Genomic DNA, 21,704 nt, shown 5'->3' on the forward strand with positions numbered 1-21,704 from the left:
AAACATCTTTCCAGCCTAGTCTATCTTCGTTTTATTTTTTCTTAGGTGAATGGATAGCCATTCCTAGAACATCCGCAAATGCTTCGTACATCACTTCAGAGTAGGTTGGGTGTCCGTGGATAGTCTTCAGCATTTCTTCAACAGTGATTTCCATTTCGATAATGCTTGATGCTTCGTTGATCAATTCTGCGGCTGCAGGACCAATGATGTGCACACCAAGGATTTCTCCGTATTTCTTATCAGCAATAACTTTAACGAAACCTTGAGCCGCATCTGATGCAATGGCACGACCGTTGGCAGCAAAGTTGAATTTACCGATGGCTACATCGTATTTCTCACGTGCTTGTTCTTCAGTCAAACCTACTGCTGCTACTTCAGGAAGAGTATAGATGGCTGCAGGAGTCAAGTTCAATTTGGCAACAGCATGATTTCCTTTGAGGGCATTTTCAGCGGCAACTTCACCCATGCGGAAAGCTGCGTGCGCCAACATCTTAGTACCATTGATATCACCTGGTGCGTAGACTCCTGGAACAGAAGTTTCCATGTATTCGTTGACCTTGATACGTCCACGATCCAATTCAAACTCAACATCGCCAATACCTTCAAGGTCTGGCACACGACCGATTGAAAGAAGAGCTTTGCTTGCGATGATATCGTCTTTTCCTTCAACCTTGATACGAAGTTGACCATTTTCTTCGATGATTTCTTGCAATTTTGTACTTGTTAAGATAGTCATACCTTTGCGTTCCAAAATCAAGCGAAGATTCTTAGAAACTTCCGCATCCATAGCTGGAACGATACGGTCCATCATTTCGATAACAGTTACTTTTGAACCAAATGTCATGAAGGCCTGACCGAGTTCGATACCGACAACACCACCACCGATGATTACGAGGCTTTCTGGAACTTCATTCATTTCAAGGATATCGTCACTTGTCATCACGAGTGATGATTCCATACCAGGAACGTTGATCTTGCTGACTTTTGAACCACCAGCAAGGATGATTTTCTTGGTTTCAAGCAATTCAGAACCATCTACCAAGACATTCTTGTCTTTAGTGATTGTACCAACACCCTTATGAACAGTAACTCCGTAGCTACGAAGAAGACCCGCAACACCACCTACCAAGGTATTGACAACTTTAGATTTAGTTTCTAAAAGTTTGTCCATATCAACAGTGAAGTTTGGATTTTCGATGACGATACCACGGTTTGCTGCATGACCGATGTTTTCGATGATTTCAGCATTGTGAAGGTAGGTCTTGGTTGGAATACAGCCACGGTTCAAGCAGGTTCCACCGAGTTCAGATTTTTCAACAAGGGCAACCTTACCACCAAGTTGGGCAGCTTTAATGGCTGCTACATATCCAGCAGGACCTCCACCAATCACAACGATATCAAAGGCATCATCGCTCTTGCCATCGTCGTTTGAGGCACTAACTGCAGGCGCTGGGCTAGCTTCTGGAGCAGCCGCTCCAGCTGTTGGGATGTTTTCCCCTTCTTCACCAAGGTAACCGATAACTTCCGTTACAGGGACAGTTTCACCATCTCCTTTGAGGATGGCAATCAAGTATCCATCTTCTTCGGCTTCCAATTCCATGCTGACTTTGTCAGTCATGATTTCCAAAAGGATTTCTCCTTCTTTTACAAATTCTCCGACTTTTTTATTCCATTGGACGATTTGTCCTTCTGTCATATCCACGCCGGCTTTTGGCATAATTACTTCTAAGGCCATGTCTTACTTCCTTTATCTATATCTCTAAAAATAAATACTGTATTTTTAAACCAACATTGAGATTGGGTTCTCAATTAAGGTTTTCAAGTCTTTCATAAACTTAGCACCAGCCATACCATCTACAACACGGTGGTCAATGGTTAATCCAAGGCTCATGATAGGGCGAATGACAATCTCACCATTGACAACTACAGGTTTTTCAACTGTTGAGCTAACCCCGAGGATAGCTGAGTTTGGTTGGTTAATAATCGGACCAAAGGACTGAACGCCAAACATTCCCAAGTTACTAATTGTGAAGGTTGAATTTTGCAGTTCGCTTGGAGCCAATTTACCATCCAAGGTACGACCAATTACATCCTTAAAGGCAACAACCAACTCTGACAAACTCATTTTTTCAGCATTATAGACAACAGGTGTCATCAATCCGTTATCCATCCCAACCGCCATCGCAAGGTTGACATAGTTATGAGTGATAATGGTCTTGCCGTCTTCGGTCAATGAAGCGTTGATGTATGGGTGTTTCATCAATGTTTTCACAACAGCGAGTGAAAGAAGGTCTGTTACAGTAGTCTTCTTACCAGTCGCTTCCATAATTGGCTCAAGAACCTTCTTACGAAGGGCCAGCATTTCAGTCATATCAACTTCATAGTTGAGTGTGAAAGTTGGCGCAGTTAGGTAAGATTCAACCATACGTTGCGCGATAACCTTACGCATTGGTGTCATTGGAATACGCTCAATCTCACCATAAGGAGTGATATTGTCTGGAACTTCTTCCACTTTTTCGATTTGAGCAGGAGACTTGATGGTGTCGTTTTCGATATTTTCAGGAAGTAAGGCCAAAACGTCCTTCTTCATGATTTTACCACGGTGACCTGTTCCTTGGATTTCCTGCCAAGCAATGTTATGTTCAAGGGCAATTCGTTTTGCAAGTGGCGAAATGCGAACCACATTTGTGTCTTTATAAGTTTCCACGTCTTCTTTGTGGACACGACCGTTTGCACCTGAGCCAGAAACGTCGTAGAGGTTGATACCTAGATCATCCGCTAACTTTCTAGCCGCAGGAGTCGCTCTTAGCTTGTCATCAGCCATGACCTCTCCAATTCTATTTATGATGCAAAGGGCGTTTAAAAGCGACCGAAAAATAGGAAATCTACGCAGACTTCGATGAAGTCAAGGAGATTTATCTTTTTTCCGAGCTTTTAGCCCGTGCTCTAATTTAAGATATTAAGGACGCAGAGGGCAATGAAAAAATAGGAGATTGACGATGTGTTCGATGAACACAAGAAAATCTATCTTTTTTTTTCGCAGACCTCCGTCCGAATTCAATTACATGATACTAAGGGCGTTTAAAAGCGACCGAAAAATAGGAAATCAACGCAGACTTCGATGAAGCCAAGAAGATTTATCTTTTTTCCGAGCTTTTAGCCCGTGTTCAACTCTACAAGTAACTTGGACACGAAACGTGTCTCAAGTTACTACGGTTACCGCTATTAGGCGGTCAACCTAGTAGACTTACTAAGTCGTTCGTCGAATAGTATCGATTCGACTCCCGCCTGTCGCAACTTTACAAATAACTTAGATACAAAACGTATCTCAAGTTGCTACGGTTACCGCTATTAGGCGGTCAACCTAGTAGACTTACTAAGTCGTTCGTCGAATAGTATCGATTCGACTCCCGCCTGTCGCAACTTTGCAAATAAGTTGGATACGAAATGTATCTCAAGTTGTTAAAGTTAAAAAGAACAATTGTTTACATAATTTATCTTATGTAGTTTTATTCTTTGTTATAGGTTTTACGGATTGCATCTTTGATGCTTTCAACTGTTGGAATCATTGCATTTTCTAGGTTTTGTGCGTAAGGCATTGGCACATCTTCTCCTGCGCAACGGCGGATTGGTGCATCTAGATAGTCAAATGCTTCTGATTCTGAAATAATAGCTGAAATTTCACCGATATAGCCACTTGTTTTGTGGGCGTCGTTGACCAGAACAACCTTACCAGTCTTCTTCACTGAGTTAATGATGATATCCTTATCAAGCGGTACAAGGGTACGTGGGTCAACAATTTCAACCGAAATGCCTTCTTCTGCCAATTCTTCAGCAGCTTGAACCACACGTCGAAGCATTTTTCCGTAAGTAACAACTGTTACATCTGTACCTTGGCGTTTGATTTCCCCAACTCCAAGTGGGATTGTATAGTCTGGATCAACTGGCACTTCCCCTTTTTGGTTAAATTCTGACTTGTACTCAAGAATGATAACTGGGTTGTTATCACGGATAGAAGACTTGAGCAGTCCTTTCATGTCAGCAGGCGTACCAGGCGCCACAACCTTAAGTCCAGGAATGTGAGTAAACCAAGACTCTAGGGATTGCGAGTGCTGAGCCGCAGAACCAACTCCGTTACCAGCTGCACAACGGACAGTCATTGGAACCTGACCTTTACCACCAAACATATAACGTGTTTTAGCAGCTTGGTTGACGATATTGTCCATGGCAATAACCGAGAAGTCCATGAAGGTCATATCGACGATTGGACGAAGTCCCGTCATGGCTGCTCCCGCTGCCGCTCCAGAGATAGCAGCTTCAGAAATCGGACAGTCACGGACACGTTCTGGGCCAAATTCTTCAAGCATTCCAACAGAAGTTCCGAAGTCTCCTCCGAAGACACCGACGTCTTCTCCCATCAAGAACACATTTTCATCGCGACGCATTTCCTCAGACATAGCAAGGATAATGGTGTCACGGAAGGACATTGTTTTTGTTTCCATTTTTATCTCTTTCTCCTTAGTCTGCGTAAATATCTTCAAATGCGGATTCAAGCGGTGGGAATGGGCTTTCCTCAGCAAATTTAACAGAAGCTTCTACTGCTTCCTTGACTTGTGCTTGGATTTCTTCCAATTCTTCAGCGCTAGCAATGTTATTTTCAATAAGGTAATTGCGGAAGTTTTCAATTGGGTCTTTTTGTTTCCACAATTCCACTTCTTCGCGAGTACGATATTTACCAGGGTCTGATGATGAGTGACCAAGCCAGCGGTAAGTGACACTTTCAATCAATACTGGACCATTGCCACCACGAACATGGTCTACGGCTTTCTTAAATCCTTCATAAACGTCGATGACGTTGTTTCCATCTTCAATAAACATTCCAGGAATTCCATAAGCTGCGCTACGGTGATGAATATGTTCTACATTGGTCATTTTTTTGATGTCCGCAGAGATTCCATAACCGTTGTTAATGCAATAGAAAATGACTGGAAGGTTCCAGATAGAAGCCATGTTCACTGCTTCGTGGAAGACACCTTCGTTGGTCGCGCCATCTCCAAAGAAGCAAACGACGATTTTTCCAGTGTTTTGCATTTGCTGACTGAGGGCTGCACCAACAGCGATTCCCATACCACCACCTACGATACCATTGGCACCGAGGTTACCAGCATCAAGGTCAGCAATATGCATGGAACCACCTTTTCCTTTACAGGTTCCAGTGTATTTCCCAAGGATTTCAGCCATCATTCCGTTGAGGTCAATTCCTTTGGCAATAGCCTGCCCATGGCCACGGTGGTTTGAGGTGATCAAATCATCTGGATTGAGGGCCAGCATCGCTCCGACGTTAGCAGCTTCTTCTCCGACAGAAAAGTGAGTCATACCGGGAACTTTCCCCTTTTTCACTAACTGAGCGATTTTTAAGTCCATGCGACGGATTTCTTCCATCTTACGGAACATCTCTAGCAAAAGATTTTTATCTAAAGTTGACATAATCTTGCCTTTCTAACATTGTTCTTACCTTACTATTTTACCTTTTTTAGTATAAGCTGTCAAAGTATTTGTTAAGAAAAATTCACAAAACACAAAAAAGAAATCCCCGACGAAACAGGGTTTTCTTTAATTAGAATATTTTTTTCACAAACTTGTTTTCAATTTATTTTCCAAAAATTAGTTGGTTTTTTTCATGATCGTTTGCAAGCGCCATTGATAGAGGATAGCACTAACGACTAAACTCGCTATTAAACCAATCCAGTAAGAATAGGCTCCCAAAGTTGTTACTTGGTCTAAGAATAAACCTAATGGAATGGACACAGCCCAGTAAGCAATGACTCCAAGATAAAAGGGAACAACCGTGTCCTTGTAACCTCTGAGAATTCCTTGCAAAGGAGCTGCAACAGTGTCAGCTAACTGGAAAAATAGACTATAAGTTAGGAAGGTAGATGTTAGTTTAATGAAGTCTGGATTATTTCCATATAAACTGGCTACGGCATCTCTCAAGATATAGAGAAAGCTTAAGGTAAAACCTGCAAATATCAACGCTATCCAACGACCAATTTTGATATAGGTCTTGGCATCATCAAAACGCTTAGCCCCAACCTCATAAGAAACCACTATTGCCATAGCAGAAGAAATGCTCACTGGAAAGGCATACATGAGAGTTGAGAAGTTCATGGCTGACTGGTGGCTGGCAATAATCATAGACGAAAATTTAGCCATAATCAAACCAACGACTGAAAAAATAATCACCTCAGCAAATACAGTACCACCGATTGGTAAACCCAAACGAATCCCTTCTTTGATCTTCACTAGATCAAGCGGAAATGGTTTTTCCAAATGAAACTCTTTTAACTTTTTCTGCTTTAAAAGAATGATGACAGAGATTCCAAGGAGGCACCAATAAGCTAACGAAGTTCCTAGCCCTGCTCCTGCTCCCCCTAACTCTGGAAACCCAAAGGCACCGTAAATTAACAAATAGTTAAATCCACAATTTAAAGGTAGTAATAAGAGCATGAGATACATAGATAGCTTGGTCAGACCGAGTGAATCAAGTAGCGATCGGATAACACTGAAAAGCAGCAAGGGAATAATTCCGATAGACAAGTACCAAAGATAAGAAACCGAAACAGCTGCCACTTGATTTTCTAAGCCGATATGATTTAAGACAGGGGGCGCTAAGAATACTACCATGCTAAGCAAGACCAAAGACAGTCCGAAAGCCAAGTAGATAAATTGGTAAAAATCCGATGCTACTTCTTCCTTTTTACCTCGTCCAAGATGATGGCCTATGATTGGAACCATAGCCGAAACAATCCCTGTCAAAAAAGTAAAGAAAGGATTCCATAGACTCGTTGCAGTTGAAACGCCAGCCAAGTCCATGGTATTGTACTGCCCCGTCATGGTTGTATCGACAAAAGAGGCAGAATAATTGGCAAACTGATAAATCAGGATAGGAAAAAATATCTTAAGAAATAAAATAAACTTATCTTTAAATTGATGGGTTCGATACATATACGCTCTCTATTCTTATAGTTTATAGAGCAGAATCCCATCTAGTTTTGGTAGACAATTTGTCCCTTGCAGATGGTATATTTGACCTGCCCTTTTAGGGTTTCACCGATAAATGGTGAATTTGCTGCTTTTGAAGCAAAATGGGAGTCCACAAGGCGGTCAACCTTAGCGTCAAAGATAGTGATATCCGCTGGACCATTCTCAGCCAAGTAACCTGCTTCAAAGTTGTAAAGTTTGGCTGGATTAACAGTCATTTTTTCAAGCAATTCCATCAAGCTTAGCTCGCCAGCATCTACTAAATAAGTCAAACCAAGAGAAAGAGAGGTTTCTAAGCCAGTCATACCAGATGGCGCTTTGGTGATATCTTCTACATTTTTCTCATCTGCATGGTGAGGCGCGTGGTCCGTTGCGATAACTGTGATAACACCTGACTTGAGACCTTCGATAACGGCTCGACGGTCTGATTCCAAACGAAGCGGAGGATTCATTTTGGCATTGCTTCCTTGTGTCAAAAGGAGAGCTTCCGTCTTAGAGAAATGCTGTGGAGCTACTTCTGCTGTGACTTGTGCTCCCAAACCTTGAGCGAATTCCACTACCTTGACACTTTCTTCCTTAGACAAATGCTGGATATGAACATGAGCCTTGGTTGCATAGGCAATCATAACATCACGCGCAATCATGGCGTATTCTGCCACCCCTGTCGCACCACAAATATGGAAATGTTCTTTAGCAATATTTTCGTTAAACCCAAGAATGCCGTTCAAACCTGGATCTTCCTCGTGAAGGCTGATAAAGGTATTGAGTTTTTTGGCTTCTTCCATGGCTTCCTTAACCACCTTGCTGCTTTCAAGTGGAATACCGTCATCTGAGAAACCAACCGCACCTGCTTCTAAAAGCGCCTTAAAGTCAGTCAAATCTTGGCCATTAAAATTCTTAGTAATGGTCGCAACCGTCTTGACATTGATTTGTTCCTTGGCAGCAGATTGGAGAACTTCTTGAAGAGTCTCTACATCCGAAATGGTTGGACTGGTATTAGCCATCATGACAACTGTTGTAAAACCACCCGCTGCTGCAGCTAGGGCACCGGTATGAATATCTTCCTTGTGGGTTTGACCTGGTTCACGGAAATGAACATGGATATCGACCAAGCCAGGAGCAACTACTAGACCAGTAGCATCAATTAGCTCTGCTCCTTCTTCCTTAATTTCAGGCGCAATTTTGACAATTTTTCCATCTTCGACCAAAACATCACAGACTTGATCCAAACCAGACTTGGGATCCATTACACGACCATTTTTGATTAGTAGCATCTGCTTTCTCCTTTATTCATAGAAATCAACTTGGGTATCCAACAATTTATCCCCATCATAAACAAACTTAGCTGAAAAGAAGGGTTTATCCTCTAAGAGCCACTCAACAAAGGTGTGGTCACCTTCCCAAGTCGGCTTGCTTAAGACCTCATCATAGGGAACCCATTCTAAGGTTCCTTCATTGCAGTCAATCAACTCACCCTCAAACTCTGTAACCTTAAAAACATAAGTGTACCAGTCTAAATCTGGCGTAAATTCAGGAAAAGTGATAACGCCTTTTAGCACAGGCTTGGCTTTTAGACCTGTTTCTTCGAGGATTTCACGCGCCGCGCATTCCTGAGGCGTCTCTCCTCGCTCTAGCTTACCACCCACACCAATCCATTTGCCAGCATGGACATCATTGGGCTTTTTATTGCGATGGAGCATGAGTAGTTCTTTTCCGTTATCAATGTAGCAAATCGTCGCTAACTGAGGCATATTTTCTCCTTATCTAAGCCAATCGATTGGCTCTTGTCCTGTCTCTCTTAAGAATGCATTAGCCTTTGAAAAAGGCTTGGAACCCCAAAATCCTCTATAAACCGATAACGGACTAGGATGGGCTGATTCGATAATCAAGTGGTGAGGATTGGTAACCAAGGCCTTCTTCTTGCGTGCATAAGCACCCCAGAGCACAAAGACTACAGGTCTGTCTAGATTATTGACAACCTGAATCACAGCATCCGTAAAAGGCTCCCAAATCTGCCCAGCATGACCATTGGCCTGACCAGCAGGAACCGTCAAGCAAGCATTGAGAAGTAAGACTCCTTGCTCAGCCCAAGACGTTAAATCATGGGACTTCTTAGCTCCGATGTCATCTGACAATTCTTTCAAGATATTTTGCAAGGACGGTGGCGCTGGAATAGCATCAGGTACAGAAAAACTCAAACCCTGCGCTTGACCTGGCCCGTGATAAGGGTCTTGCCCTAGAATCACCACCTTAACTCCTTCAAGCGGTGTAGTCAATAGAGCCTGAAAAACTTTTTCCTTGGGTGGGTATACAGTTCCCTGAGCATAGACCTGATCCATAAATTGATTGATTTTCCCGAAATACCCCTCAGGTAATTGCTCCTTAATCAAAGCATGCCAAGATGAGTGTTGCATCTTTCTCTCCTTTATCGTATCCATCTAAAAGCACGTCTTAATTCATCCGTACCATTTTTAAAAAAGCATAAACCATGTGCAAGTATGATTTTATCCAGTTTCCAGTTTAACATACGAGAAAAAGAAACCTTTGCCTCTATTTGTCTTCTAAAAAAAGTCATCCTATAATCGATAGGAGTTTGTCCATCAGGAGCTGTTACACGGGCTAAACGATAGATTTTTCTTCGGATTGGACTAGCTATCTTTTCCGGTTCAAAATTCTCTATAAGGTCCGTTACAATGAGTGTTTTAGTCGATTTATGAAAAAACACCACTTCTTCAATAACAGAACTTCCCTTAAAAATAAGCTGATCAATCTCATCAGACCATAGGTAAGGAGCCTTATCTGTTAAGGGAGCATCGAATACCACCTTGACATTCTGACTTTTCGCTCTCTCTTCAACTCCTGGACTAGACCATGTTTGCGCATGAGGATATCTTTTTTTCCAATCTGCAATATAGGCGTAGTGAATCTTATTTGGAGAAATCAGGTAAGCGACTCTTCCCAAAGCGTCCAGTTCAGTAAAGAGCTCCTCATTTGGCGCAATAGGAGAATGAATCCAGAGTTTTCCATCCTTTAACTTTATCACCGTCATACGTGTCTGAAAAGGTAGTTTGAAGACCTTCATATCCATTTGAATCAAATCACCGTCTACTATCCAGATATTTTGATCAACTTCCTTTAGTGTATACAATGGTTCATAAAGAGAAAGTTCTGGTCTTGACATCGTTTACTATTCCTTCATTTTTACTGCCTCTATTATAGCAAAAAGTGGCTATGGAAACCACTTTTTACAGTTCTTATATATACTGTTATTCATCCTAGTACTGGACATTAGTATTTACAGTATCAATCAGCTATTAGAAACTTTTCGATTGTATCAATAGCATAGGAAAGTTGATTATTTACTGACATCATCCGTTCAAGATTAGCGTCCATATAGTAGAGCTCAGATAAACCACCCCTAGGGAGAAAGAGTGAATAGTGGATATTCATCTTCTCTCGAGTACTTAGTTCTATATGATTGCTTATGAAATACTTTAACTCTTTTAACGAATTCACTTGAGCATTCACGCCTTCTAACTGATACTGCTCGATGAGGGTTAGTAAGTTGTCAATCTCTTCAATGATTTTAGTTTCCATATCTACACCTCTTAGGAAAAGCACTAGATAGTATCCAAACAATCCAGTAAGTCTTGATAAGAATTGACTTCGTAAGTCGGCTGAGCTTGTGTCTTATTTTCCAGATGATGAGGATTGTACCAGATAGTGTCGATACCAGCATTATTGCCACCTTGAATATCAGCTGTTAGGGAATCTCCAATCATCAGGGTCTTTTCTTTATCAAATCCAGTAATCTGCTGACCAATTTTTTCATAGAATAGTGCATCAGGTTTTTGAGTTTGTAATTGCTCGGAGATGAAAACTTGATTGAAATAGGGAGCCAGACCTGATTGAGCCAAGCGCCCTGTCTGAATGGCAGTGATGCCATTTGTCGCAGCGTACAGTTCATAATCACGCTCAATGAGACTGTCCAAAAGTTCATGAGCTCCCGAAAGGGTTTGTCCCTGCTGGGCTAGAAAAAACTGGTAACGCTGGGCAAGTAAAGTACCGTCTTTCTCCAGTCCAAAATGAGCAAACAAACGTGAAAAGCGCGTGATAACCAGCTCTTGTTTACTGATTTTCTTTTGCTCCAAGTTCTTCCAGAGAGCCTTGTTCATAGGAACGTAATAGTCTTTATAGGCTTGGATATCCGCAACTCCTTCTTCTTTTAGAAGTTGTGTCAGAGCCACATCCTCAGCAGCATCAAAATCAAGCAAGGTGTGGTCAAGATCAAAAAGTAAAAATTTGTAGGGCAATTTGAAGTTTTCCTTTCTGAAAATTCATTAAGAACATTATAGCATAAATGAAAATACGTAAACACAAAACTCTCTAAGAAATCAGAAATCCTTCTTCGAGAGTTATATATATGGTTCTATTGCATCTGGATAGGTTATTAATACTACTCGTCTATTCTTTTTAGTAGAAATTCTATAAAATTATCCGCATAGTATTCTCCATCTTTAAAAACAGGTAATTCATTGGTCAGACCGTCCTGATTTTGAAAATAGAACATGCCATCACCACATTCACAAATAACTAATTGCTCAGAATTACTGAACCCTTCTTTTCGATTCAGCTCGTTTATATAAACAAGATCGCCTCCTACAACAGTATCAAAATCTAATCCATAAATACTAAATATTTCTTCTCCATAAATCTCTCCCCCCATATAATTTTTCAGCCACCACTTATATGTTTCAGGAAAAGTAAAATTTAATCTTTTCTCAGCTTTTATAATCAATTCATCAGAAATCCCCTTTCCAAATGGTGCAAAATCTATACCCTCGCTAGAAGCAATCTTTTTCTTCAATTCAACAATCATCTTTCACCTCATTTTATCATTAAAATCTCTAGTTCTATTTTCCCAATAATTTCCTCTCCATGACTTAAATTCACTACGATTGATCCATTTCCTATCTTACTTATATTTATGATTTCTATTTACACTGAGCAATTCTTTTTGACTATCATTTCCATCTATGCTGAAGTAACTACTGTAAAATAAAAATGTTTTCCATTGCTATCTACATACTGGTTGATATAATCTTTTGCTACAGAAATTGACTGGAGTAAGTCTCTATCATTATCTCTAGGAGAATAATACCAGCTATCATAAGTCAACTCAAGTCCCCGATCTCCTTCTACATAGACATCGCCACCAAGAATCATAAACTTTTTCAACTCTATCCAGTCTATATAGGCCAACATATCTTGATATGTATATGCATAACTTGCAACACCCAATTCTGCTAGCGACTGACCTCTATTTTCAAAATTAAATTTATCTAGTTTCATATGATTGGACTCCTATTTTGCTTTCAATGAGAATAAGTTGGCACTCTCTAATCAGTTCAATGTTTTTATAATATATTTGTAAAATAATAGTTCTCATTTATAATCTCCAAAGTTTGAATTAAACTATTTCATATGATGTCTCTTTTTAAATAATTTTTTTAATATTTATCTCTAAAATCTTATAAATTTTTCAATTCTACTGCAAATATGGATGCAATTTAATTTCTCTATTAGAGTTTTTCGAAAATATTCTAGGTAAATTGTTTCTGAAATACTTTAAATTTTCCAATCGAGTATTTATAAAGAATTTGCAACGATGCAAGCTGTTTTCATTATCAGCAATTTCCATGTTTACTTCAACTTTTAATTCTTCTTTTAAATTGATAGGAGTTAGTAAGAAACTAAAATACCCACTTCCCCCCTCACTATCGTCTCGAAAAATAATCTCTTTCATTTGATGAGGATTTTTTATATATTCATCCATAGCAATATATACCTTGCTCATCTTCTCTTCAAAAATGTAGCATACTTGATAAATTGTTAGATATTTTGTCTCACAATCCAGTCTTATTTCACAAAATCTTTCTGTTTCATCGAACCACTCAGTCCGTAGAATTATATTATCCAAGATATTTCCTCCATTCATTCCCTCTACCCCAACTCCTTGGCTATTCTGCTTTTTTCAAGTTTTCCCTTAGTAATTCGTTTCCATAAAACAAGTGGGTTCAAACTATAAGATAGGCGTACAAGGAAATAATTAACCCATTCGATAAGGGCAAAAAGCTGTATTAGTGTGGCTATAGTAGCCACTTGGAAACTCTGTGTATTCCATACAATAAAAGGAAAGCCTAAAATAAGTAAAACAAGGTCTAGTATTCTGAAACCACCATATAGTTTGGGAACATTTCTACTTCCAAACTGGGGATTCGACAGTCTTCTAATCAAAATTGCCCAATAGATTGAACCTTGAAGCAAAATAAATGTCAGTAAAGACAAAGGATAGAGAGCGGTTACTAGACTATTCCAATCAGTAAGCCGATTTTTCAAAAGGAAAAAACAAAACCAAAAGGATAGGACGGCTGTGAACTCTCCCAAACAGAGGGACACCAACTCTTTTCTAACTTTCTCTTTTTGCATGTTCATTATCTCACCCATCTATCTATCATCCTATATCAGAAAAAAACATTCGAATCAGTTTATAGTCAAGATTTCTCAGAATCAAGGCATTCTAAGCATCGAGCAGCTCTATTACTTTAATATCATTGTAATTCTAAGTTTAGAATTACATTAAAATAAATGTTTTAGGGCTATTCTAAGTCTATGATAGCCTTAAATTTTAATTTTTGAAGGATTCTAAAGCCAGAATAGCTTTAAAATCACGAGAATGAAGCTATTCGAAGCTTAGAAGAACCTTTGGTGAATTTCAATAGCACTTCAACTAGCTATTCTTACAATTTCTCTGATGAGCTTTGAGTTTTTTCAGAGCCCAATCATAGTGACTGGAAGTGGCACTCACAAAGTAGGAGCCTAGACTTGTTCCTCCCGTCCACTTATAGACACCTTTTGTGAACAATTCGTCACTGCTGAAGCCTTCCATCAACTCTAAAACCTCTTTATGCGATTGATTGAGGAGTTTGGTCGCTTCTTCTAAGGACGTTCTCTGGTGCTTCTTCCAAAAAGCGACATTCATTTCCCCATAAGTTTTCCAATTATAAGGCTCAGGGAGAAAAGGTCTCTCATGACCTGTTTGATTAGAATATACCCAAGTCAAAAGTAACTGCTGCCATTCATAGAGATGGATCAGAACATCCCGTAGATTTTTATCTCTTTTCCAGTGAGCTTCTTTTTTCTTTTGGTCTTTTGAAAAATCAAAAGGAGTCTGTAGCTCCTCTTCACTTAACTGAGAAATTAAGAGATTAAGTTTTTCATAGTTTTCCTTAGAGGCTAGCACTAATTCCTCTTTTGTTTTTGGTCTAGGCATAGACGTTCTCCCTTCATTTTCAATTAGGTTAAGGTATTTTCTTACTTCATTATACCATAATCAAAAAGCAGTTCTTCATTTTACGAAGAACTGCTTTTACGAACTATTTTTTATGCTTATAGTCACTAGTTTACATATAAATCTCTAAAGCGACCATCTACTTCTGCTATCTGATAGAGCAAGTGGGCTAGTTCTTGGTAATCTTCTTTTAAACATGAAAGATGGGCTTGGCCAAATAAAGTAGCTAATTTCTCTTTTAATCCTGCACCTTCGGGATCATGGTCCTTTAAGAATTTACTGAGATAGAGATTTCGAACAGCAGCAAGTTTAAAGCTGAAATACTGATGCAATTGTTTTTGCTCGGTATTTAAGCCATTTTCAGCAACTGCTTTTGCATAACATTCCAAAACACCACTTTGACCATTCAGATATCGGTTCTTCATAATCCTTGCCGTTTCCTGATAGATTTCAGTCTGACTAGGACTCTTGACCTTCTTAAAATTTCCCCACATGGAATAAGAACCACGCTTATAGTCAATAGACTCCGCCTTCCAAGCTTCTAAAATGTCATTAAAAGCAACCTTCATACAGGCAAAACCAGCTGGATCATGCAAATAGAGATACTGACCATCATGAGCATACACAGTTACAAAGTGATCCACACCATAAAGAATTGTGTGATTGGGATTGTAAGTCAAATGCCCCATATCAAGAGGTCCCAGTACGACAGGTCCATTGGACAGAAATGTTTCCAACTTTCCTTTAATCTCTTCCAAATCTACTTCCAATCCATTCTTTAGATAGAAATCCTCATAGTCAAACCCTAGTATTTTTAAGGAATGAGAGATGGAAAGGTCTGGCATTCCATTATCAAAGAATACTAGAGGGTGCTGCTCATCTTCCTTTACGATACTAGCGCCATTTCCCATCACCATAATTGCCTCTAAAAAGTCTGCTTTAAAGTCATAACCATAGGTTTCTAGTGCCATTGCTAATGAATAGCTATAGCAAAGTGACACATCTCCAAAATACATCTGCATATTCATGCCTCCTTATCTTCTATGGGACTATTATACCGAGAAAACGATACTCATGCCCCATAAAATCCAAACAAAAAATATGGTATTTGTGATTTACGGACATGAATGTCAACAATTAAAAACTCTGTAGAGATTCTTTCCACAGAGTTTAGTTTGCATCTTTATAAAAAATCAGAAAATGATTTAGTCCCTGATGACTGGTATCCAGAGTTCCATTTGGTAGTCTGGGGACGACATATCTCCTTCAGTATAGACTTCAAAGTCTGGCGCTCCTGAGTGGCGATAACCAGTTTCTGGGAAAAAAATTTCTAGAACATATTTCCAAGCATGTTGGATGCTTGTTGGTATAGCCCCATTGACTGGTACGATAGCATATTCAGCCGTTGGTATATCTTTGATTGACAGATCTAGTTCTTCTGCTTTAGTTTTATCCGTCACATCATAGGCAGCTATATAGTTGATAATTTCGCCTTCTTTGACATCCGAGCAGACACCGAAGGATTGGCCGCTACCCAAACCTTCTAGGCTTTCAAAACTGTGAGTTGCATAGAGCTGCTCCCATGCAGACGGACACTGGCTATTGTCAATAGCTTCCAATAGGACGCCTGCCACGGTAAATGCAGGCTTCTTTTGAATCTTGATATCCATGTTCTTTCCTCCTGTGATTTTTAAGGATAATTGAAGCTTAGGAAAGACCCGATAAGGTTTTCCATTTCGAACTTCTGAGGGAGTTTCCCCATGGAATTTCTTAAAGGCTGAGCTGAAGGCATCCGCAGACTCATAGCCGTATTTCAGTGCTATATCAATGACTTTCTCAGTGCTTCCCCGCAAGTCTGTCACTGCTTCTGACAGCCTGCGATTGCGCAAATATTCTGCCAAGGTCATATCAGCCATGATGGAAAAGATTCTGCTAAAAAGAGGATAAGAATAGCCTGATAGCTGCTGAAATCTTTTCATATCCACTTCTCCAGTCAGCTGCTGCTCCAAATAATCCATGGTTTGATTGAATTGATGCATCATATTCGTTTCTTCTTACCTCCACAAGATACAAAAGTCCTTAAAAGCAAAGTGAAAATAGAAAAATTGACGCTAGAGCTTCTAGTTCTAGAAATTTTCTCTTTTTCGAACAGCTTTTAGACCGTGTTCAATTCTATCTATAGTCTAACAAATATCAGATACTTCCGCCCCAGAATCTTTGTACAAGATTTAAAGGTGTAAATTTCTATAACTTATCCTTTAATTTCTCAACAAAAAGATAGGCTGCTGGGCAGGTCAAGGTGTTCTTAATCGTCAAATGGTTGATTTGATGAATCTTCTTACGGTCTGTATGGGGAAATTCACGACAGGCCTTTGGACGAACATCATAGATAGAACAGAGATTGTCTCCACCTAAAAAGGGGCAAGGCATGGATTTAAAAACCTTGTCACCGTCTTCGTCCACCTTCAGAAACTCTGCTTCAAAGGCTGGTAATTTCATCTTGAAATACTTAGCAATACGGGTAATATCTGCTTCCTTGAAGTCAGGCCCCAATGTCTTGCAACAGTTAGCGCAGGCAGTGCAATCAATCTCAGAAAAAACTTCTTCGTGAATTTGCTGGGCTATCTTATCTAAGTTTTTAGGAGGTTTTTTCTTTAGATTGGCTAAGACTTTTCGGTGCTCCTTTTGCTTTTGCAAGGCTAGTTGGTGGTAGTACTCAATATCAATTTCTTTAGACATAGTTTCTTTCTAATACAAGTGTTTTTGTCTATTATACCATAAGTTATTTTTCATTTTTGAGTATTGCACATAAAAAGCCCTTCGGATAAAATCCAAGGGGCTTAAAACGTTGTTAAATCAACAGCCGAACTTTTGAATTTCAAGGTTTGGGATAAAATAGTTCACTGAACTATTTTATTTTTTAAGGTTGTAGAATGATTTCAATCCACGGTATTCAGCTACTTCACCAAGTTGGTCTTCGATACGAAGCAATTGGTTGTACTTAGCGATACGGTCTGTACGTGAAAGTGAACCAGTCTTGATTTGTCCTGCGTTAGTTGCAACTGCGATGTCAGCGATTGTTGAATCTTCAGTTTCACCTGAACGGTGTGATACAACTGCAGTGTAACCAGCTTCTTTAGCCATTTCGATAGCTTCGAAAGTTTCAGTAAGAGTACCGATTTGGTTAACTTTGATAAGGATTGAGTTAGCAGCACCTTCTTGGATACCACGTGCAAGGTAGTCAGTGTTTGTTACGAAGAAGTCGTCACCAACAAGTTGTACTTTCTTACCAAGACGTTCAGTAAGAGCTTTCCATCCATCCCAGTCGTTTTCATCCATACCATCTTCGATAGTGATGATTGGGTATTTGTTAACCAATTCTTCAAGGTAGTCGATTTGTTCTGCAGATGTACGAACAGCAGCGCCTTCACCTTCAAATTTAGTGTAGTCGTAAACTTTACGTTCTTTATCGTAGAATTCTGATGATGCACAGTCAAATCCGATAAATACGTCTTTACCTGGAACGTATCCAGCAGCTTCAATCGCAGCAAGGATAGTTTCAACACCATCTTCAGTTCCTTCGAAACGAGGAGCGAATCCACCTTCGTCACCTACGGCAGTTTCCAAACCACGTGATTTAAGGATTTTCTTAAGAGCGTGGAAGATTTCAGCACCGTAACGAAGAGCTTCTTTAAATGTTGGCGCACCAACTGGCAAGATCATGAACTCTTGGAAAGCGATTGGAGCGTCAGAGTGAGAACCACCGTTGATGATGTTCATCATTGGAGTTGGAAGAACTTTAGTGTTGAATCCACCAAGGTAGCTGTAAAGTGGGATTTCAAGGTAGTCAGCAGCAGCGCGAGCTACAGCGATAGACACACCAAGAATTGCGTTTGCACCCAATTTACCTTTGTTAGGAGTACCGTCAAGTGCGATCATAGCACGGTCAATAGCTTGTTGGTCACGTACATCGTAGCCGATGATTGCTTCAGCGATGATGTTGTTTACGTTGTCAACAGCTTTTTGTGTACCAAGACCACCGTAACGAGATTTGTCACCGTCGCGAAGTTCAACTGCTTCGTGTTCACCAGTAGAAGCTCCTGATGGAACCATACCACGTCCGAAAGCACCTGATTCAGTATAAACTTCTACTTCAAGTGTTGGGTTACCGCGTGAGTCTAGGACTTCGCGAGCGTAAACATCAGTAATAATTGACATTTTTTACTCTCCTTTGAGTTAAATTTTTTACACCTCTATGATACCTTAAAAATAAGCGTTTTTCAAGAAAAAACGTTATCTTTGTGCAAATTTTCCTTAACTTTATAAAGTAATCGCTTTCAAATCGTTCCGTTAATTCTAGTTAAAATTTTTTTTGTCTCTCAATTAGTGGATAGTGTCAATAAGTAACAATTTAAGGAATGCATAGTGATAAAATATTTTACAATTTTATATCAAATCGATAAATCACTTTAAAAATTGACTTAAATTTGTTACCATATTATAAGACAAATAATTAAGGAGACTAATAATGAAAAATAAATCCATTTTCACTATTTTGTTTTTAGCAGTTTTTTTATTAACAGCTTGCTCACATAATAGTAACAATATTGTTGAAAAAAATAGTGACGGAACTTCTACTATTACTTATACTGATGGTAGTAAAATTGGAACCAATGGCAAAGATTTTACAATTTTACAGGAAGATGGAGTTTCGCTTGTATATCTTGACCAAGATAAAACCTATCAATACCAAGGTCCTGATGGTAGTTTTGTTTCAAAAGACAGTGGCGGATCTTACACTATACAACTTCCCTCTGGCGAGAATATAATTTTGTATTCAAATGGTTCTTATTTAATTAGTAAGACTGACGGAAGTTCTGAAACAGGTACAAACAAAGAAGAACTTAATAAATACTTGATTTCTAAAGATTTCACTATTTTTTCTGAACTTGATAAAAAAGTTTCAGATATATTAGAATATATCAAGAAGAATAATTAAGTAGTATTGATCTCCTTCTAAGTATAGAAGGAGATTTTATTTTGGACTTCAACGTTATTTATGGTAAAATCAAACTATGACAGATTTATCAAAACAACTACTAGAAAAAGCTCATGGTGGGCCGAAATTAAACCCTGACGAACAACGCCGCTACCTCGGTACTTTCGAGGAAAGAGTTCTAGGTTATGCGGATGTTGAGATAGCCAATAGTCTTCAGCTACAAAAGGGATTTTTAGATATTTTGGAACATTTTCAAGAAAAGACCGAACCTCTTTTTGTGAAAATCTCACCAACTATCGAGTTTGACAAACAAGTATTCTACTTAAAGGAAGCTAAGAAAACCAATAGTCAAGCTACGATTGTATCAGAAGATCACGCTTCTTCTCCTTTAGGCCTAGTTATCCATTCGAACGAACCTGTTCAAGTGGATGAGAAGGATCTTCGACTGGCTTTTCCAAACCTATGGGAAGAGAAAAAGGAAGAGGCCTCTAAAAAATCCATCTGGAAAAAGTGGTTCGGCTAATCCTTCCTCAACTTTAGTAAACGCCCAATATTAGCTGCTGTGTGCTCCAAATAGAGGCTTGCTTTTTTCAGACTGTCTTCTAAAGGCTCACTTTTCTCTAGGATAGAGAATGCTGCTTCTATATTTTCAAATGGTAGGGGAGGCAAATCGTCAGCAAGACTACCACAAATAGCAATAACAGGAACTCCGTTAGGGGTTCTTTTTGCTACACCGATAGGAGCTTTCCCAGCGAAGCTTTGACTGTCCAGCCTGCCTTCTCCAACGATAACCAAGTCAGCATCTTCAACCCACTTGTCAAAGTCTATCAAGTCCAAACAAGTGTCAATTCCAGATACAATACTGGCCTCAGCAAAGGCACAGAGTCCAGCAGCAATGCCACCGCCAGCTCCTGCTCCCTTCAGAGATAGGATTGAAGGAGAGAATTTTTCATAGAATCGCTGTATAGCCAGATCTGTTGTTTCAAATAAACCAGAATCTAAGCCCTTTTGTTTTCCAAATGTATAGGTCGCTCCTTGATGACCACATAAAGGGCTCACGACATCTGCTAAAATGCGGATTTTCACATCTTCAGGAATCCTATACAAGTTACTATTTGAAACTGACTCGAACTCAAGCAAAGTCTGACCGCAAGCAGGCAATTCTTTTCCCTTCTTATCATAAAAACGATAACCTAAACCAGCAGCAATGCCTATCCCACCGTCATTACTAGCCGTACCACCAACTCCGATATAGATTTCTTTCATCCCTTGATTAATGAGATGGTGAATCAACTCTCCAATACCTCTGGTTTGGATGTGAAGAGGTTTTCGTTTCTCTTGGGGAATCTTTCCAAGACCAACCAAGTCAGCAACTTCAAAGAGCGCTATTTGACCTTTTTGAAAGTAACGCATTGCTTCATTTAGACCAAAAGGTCCCGTAACCTCTTGCCATTTTTCTTCGAGTTCAAGAGAATGTCGAATAACATCTACAGTTCCTTCCCCACCATCACCAACAGGACAGAGCAGACATTCTACATCCGATATTGACTGTTTGAAGCCTTTTTTTATAGCTTGAGCGACCTCTTCTGCTGTCAAACTTTCTTTAAAAGAATCAGGTGCAATTACAATTTTCATAGTTTCCTCTCATTCTAAGAAATCAATCAAAGGAAGAACTTCCAAAAAATCCCTCGTATCTACATGACAAGCTATCTCTGCTTTTACGACCTCTTTGGCACAAAAGGCTATACCGTGGCCTGCTGTCTTTAACGTCAAGAGATCATTGGCACCATCACCGATGGCAATCGTTCTTTCTTTGGAAAATCCTAATTCCTTTCTCCATCTCTCAAGAGTAGCTTTTTTTACTTGACCTGTCACAATTTCACCGACTAATTCTCCAGTTAAAAAGCCGTCTTTGACTTCCAACTGGTTAGCAGAGAAATAGGAGATACCAAGGGATTTTGCTAATCTCTCAACTATTGGTGTAAATCCACCAGAAACGAGACCAACTAGAATGTCATTCCTTTGGAGAATAGAGATAAATTCTTGAGCATTCTTGGACAGGTGAATGGATTTGAAGACAGTATCAAAGACTGAAATCGGAAGACCTTTTAACAAAGCCACTCTTGCTCGTAAGCTTGTTTCAAAGTCCAGTTCACCTCGCATTGCCTGGCTTGTAATCTGCGAAATTTCGGCTTCGCAACCTGCTTCTCTTCCTAAAAGATCAATCACCTCTTCTGCTATTAAGGTTCCGTCAACATCCATGACACATAGGCCTTTTACATGGGTCATTACTTCACCTCTTCTCTAAATAGC

24 protein-coding genes are annotated in these 21,704 nt (G+C 39.6%); 2 read left to right on the plus strand and 22 right to left on the minus strand.

Annotated elements, in window-relative coordinates; genetic code table 11:
* Positions 1-31: 31 nt before the first annotated feature.
* The 20 genes from lpdA to eno all read right to left on the minus strand — a co-directional run bounded on the left by lpdA (position 32) and on the right by eno (position 18,610).
* Positions 32-1,735: a dihydrolipoyl dehydrogenase gene (lpdA, locus tag ACUW6H_RS02190; protein ID WP_454360646.1), complete on the minus strand. Its 1,704-nt coding sequence runs from the start codon at positions 1,733-1,735 to the stop codon at positions 32-34.
* A gap of 45 nt (positions 1,736-1,780) precedes the next feature.
* Positions 1,781-2,824, minus strand: a complete 1,044-nt coding sequence (locus ACUW6H_RS02195) for a dihydrolipoamide acetyltransferase (RefSeq protein ID WP_125391733.1) — start codon at positions 2,822-2,824, stop codon at positions 1,781-1,783.
* A gap of 685 nt (positions 2,825-3,509) precedes the next feature.
* Entirely contained in the window at positions 3,510-4,502 is a 993-nt protein-coding gene (locus ACUW6H_RS02200; protein WP_000448724.1) for an alpha-ketoacid dehydrogenase subunit beta, read from the minus strand.
* Between the two features lie 16 nt (positions 4,503-4,518).
* Positions 4,519-5,487: a thiamine pyrophosphate-dependent dehydrogenase E1 component subunit alpha gene (locus tag ACUW6H_RS02205; protein WP_454360708.1), complete on the minus strand. Its 969-nt coding sequence runs from the start codon at positions 5,485-5,487 to the stop codon at positions 4,519-4,521.
* Between the two features lie 177 nt (positions 5,488-5,664).
* Positions 5,665-7,005 (minus strand): MATE family efflux transporter, encoded by a 1,341-nt coding sequence (locus ACUW6H_RS02210; RefSeq protein ID WP_454360710.1) that lies wholly within the window; start codon positions 7,003-7,005, stop codon positions 5,665-5,667.
* Between the two features lie 41 nt (positions 7,006-7,046).
* Positions 7,047-8,315 carry a dihydroorotase gene (locus ACUW6H_RS02215; protein WP_454360712.1) on the minus strand — a complete coding sequence of 423 codons (1,269 nt, stop codon included), beginning with the start codon at positions 8,313-8,315 and terminating at the stop codon, positions 7,047-7,049.
* A 12-nt stretch (positions 8,316-8,327) separates the two neighbouring features.
* Complete coding sequence (locus tag ACUW6H_RS02220; protein WP_001135757.1) at positions 8,328-8,792, minus strand: NUDIX hydrolase; 465 nt, start codon at positions 8,790-8,792, stop codon at positions 8,328-8,330.
* A gap of 9 nt (positions 8,793-8,801) precedes the next feature.
* On the minus strand, positions 8,802-9,455 hold the full coding sequence (locus tag ACUW6H_RS02225) for a uracil-DNA glycosylase (protein ID WP_454360715.1): 654 nt from the start codon (positions 9,453-9,455) through the stop codon (positions 8,802-8,804).
* 11 nt (positions 9,456-9,466) lie between these two features.
* A complete protein-coding gene (locus tag ACUW6H_RS02230) occupies positions 9,467-10,222 on the minus strand; it encodes a DUF4336 domain-containing protein (RefSeq protein ID WP_454360717.1) in 756 nt (251 codons plus the stop codon).
* A 122-nt stretch (positions 10,223-10,344) separates the two neighbouring features.
* Positions 10,345-10,638, minus strand: coding sequence for a hypothetical protein (locus ACUW6H_RS02235; RefSeq protein WP_454360719.1), 294 nt, complete (start codon positions 10,636-10,638; stop codon positions 10,345-10,347).
* Positions 10,639-10,661: 23 nt separating this feature from the next.
* Complete coding sequence (locus ACUW6H_RS02240; RefSeq protein ID WP_454360721.1) at positions 10,662-11,354, minus strand: YjjG family noncanonical pyrimidine nucleotidase; 693 nt, start codon at positions 11,352-11,354, stop codon at positions 10,662-10,664.
* A gap of 143 nt (positions 11,355-11,497) precedes the next feature.
* Positions 11,498-11,920 carry an SMI1/KNR4 family protein gene (locus tag ACUW6H_RS02245; RefSeq protein WP_096407143.1) on the minus strand — a complete coding sequence of 141 codons (423 nt, stop codon included), beginning with the start codon at positions 11,918-11,920 and terminating at the stop codon, positions 11,498-11,500.
* 155 nt (positions 11,921-12,075) lie between these two features.
* A complete protein-coding gene (gene imm40 / locus ACUW6H_RS02250; protein WP_096407141.1) occupies positions 12,076-12,393 on the minus strand; it encodes an Imm40 family immunity protein in 318 nt (105 codons plus the stop codon).
* 196 nt (positions 12,394-12,589) lie between these two features.
* A complete protein-coding gene (locus ACUW6H_RS02255) occupies positions 12,590-13,021 on the minus strand; it encodes a hypothetical protein (RefSeq protein ID WP_454360724.1) in 432 nt (143 codons plus the stop codon).
* A gap of 23 nt (positions 13,022-13,044) precedes the next feature.
* The gene (locus ACUW6H_RS02260; RefSeq protein WP_096407138.1) at positions 13,045-13,548 is read right to left on the minus strand and encodes a hypothetical protein; all 504 of its coding nucleotides are present in this window, start codon (positions 13,546-13,548) and stop codon (positions 13,045-13,047) included.
* Positions 13,549-13,831: 283 nt separating this feature from the next.
* Positions 13,832-14,374: a ClbS/DfsB family four-helix bundle protein gene (locus ACUW6H_RS02265; protein ID WP_454360726.1), complete on the minus strand. Its 543-nt coding sequence runs from the start codon at positions 14,372-14,374 to the stop codon at positions 13,832-13,834.
* Between the two features lie 125 nt (positions 14,375-14,499).
* A complete protein-coding gene (locus ACUW6H_RS02270) occupies positions 14,500-15,414 on the minus strand; it encodes a peptidase (RefSeq protein WP_454360728.1) in 915 nt (304 codons plus the stop codon).
* Between the two features lie 183 nt (positions 15,415-15,597).
* Positions 15,598-16,434: an AraC family transcriptional regulator gene (locus ACUW6H_RS02275; RefSeq protein ID WP_454360730.1), complete on the minus strand. Its 837-nt coding sequence runs from the start codon at positions 16,432-16,434 to the stop codon at positions 15,598-15,600.
* A 202-nt stretch (positions 16,435-16,636) separates the two neighbouring features.
* Positions 16,637-17,131 (minus strand): YkgJ family cysteine cluster protein, encoded by a 495-nt coding sequence (locus tag ACUW6H_RS02280; RefSeq protein WP_454360732.1) that lies wholly within the window; start codon positions 17,129-17,131, stop codon positions 16,637-16,639.
* Positions 17,132-17,305: 174 nt separating this feature from the next.
* Positions 17,306-18,610 (minus strand): surface-displayed alpha-enolase, encoded by a 1,305-nt coding sequence (eno, locus tag ACUW6H_RS02285; RefSeq protein WP_000022813.1) that lies wholly within the window; start codon positions 18,608-18,610, stop codon positions 17,306-17,308.
* A 310-nt stretch (positions 18,611-18,920) separates the two neighbouring features.
* Here eno and ACUW6H_RS02290 point away from each other — a divergent pair, with 310 nt between their 5' ends.
* Positions 18,921-19,391 carry a hypothetical protein gene (locus ACUW6H_RS02290; protein WP_268705233.1) on the plus strand — a complete coding sequence of 157 codons (471 nt, stop codon included), beginning with the start codon at positions 18,921-18,923 and terminating at the stop codon, positions 19,389-19,391.
* 76 nt (positions 19,392-19,467) lie between these two features.
* Positions 19,468-19,914, plus strand: a complete 447-nt coding sequence (locus ACUW6H_RS02295; protein ID WP_454360768.1) for a DUF1694 domain-containing protein — start codon at positions 19,468-19,470, stop codon at positions 19,912-19,914.
* Here ACUW6H_RS02295 and ACUW6H_RS02300 read toward each other — a convergent pair.
* Positions 19,911-21,026, minus strand: a complete 1,116-nt coding sequence (locus ACUW6H_RS02300) for a glycerate kinase (protein WP_454360770.1) — start codon at positions 21,024-21,026, stop codon at positions 19,911-19,913. The two genes, ACUW6H_RS02295 and ACUW6H_RS02300, sit on opposite strands and share 4 nt — an antisense overlap.
* Before the next feature lie 9 nt (positions 21,027-21,035).
* Positions 21,036-21,680: a phosphoserine phosphatase SerB gene (serB, locus tag ACUW6H_RS02305; RefSeq protein WP_454360772.1), complete on the minus strand. Its 645-nt coding sequence runs from the start codon at positions 21,678-21,680 to the stop codon at positions 21,036-21,038.
* Positions 21,681-21,704 lie beyond the last annotated feature (24 nt).

This window comes from Streptococcus sp. 151470009-6 (assembly GCF_053628175.1).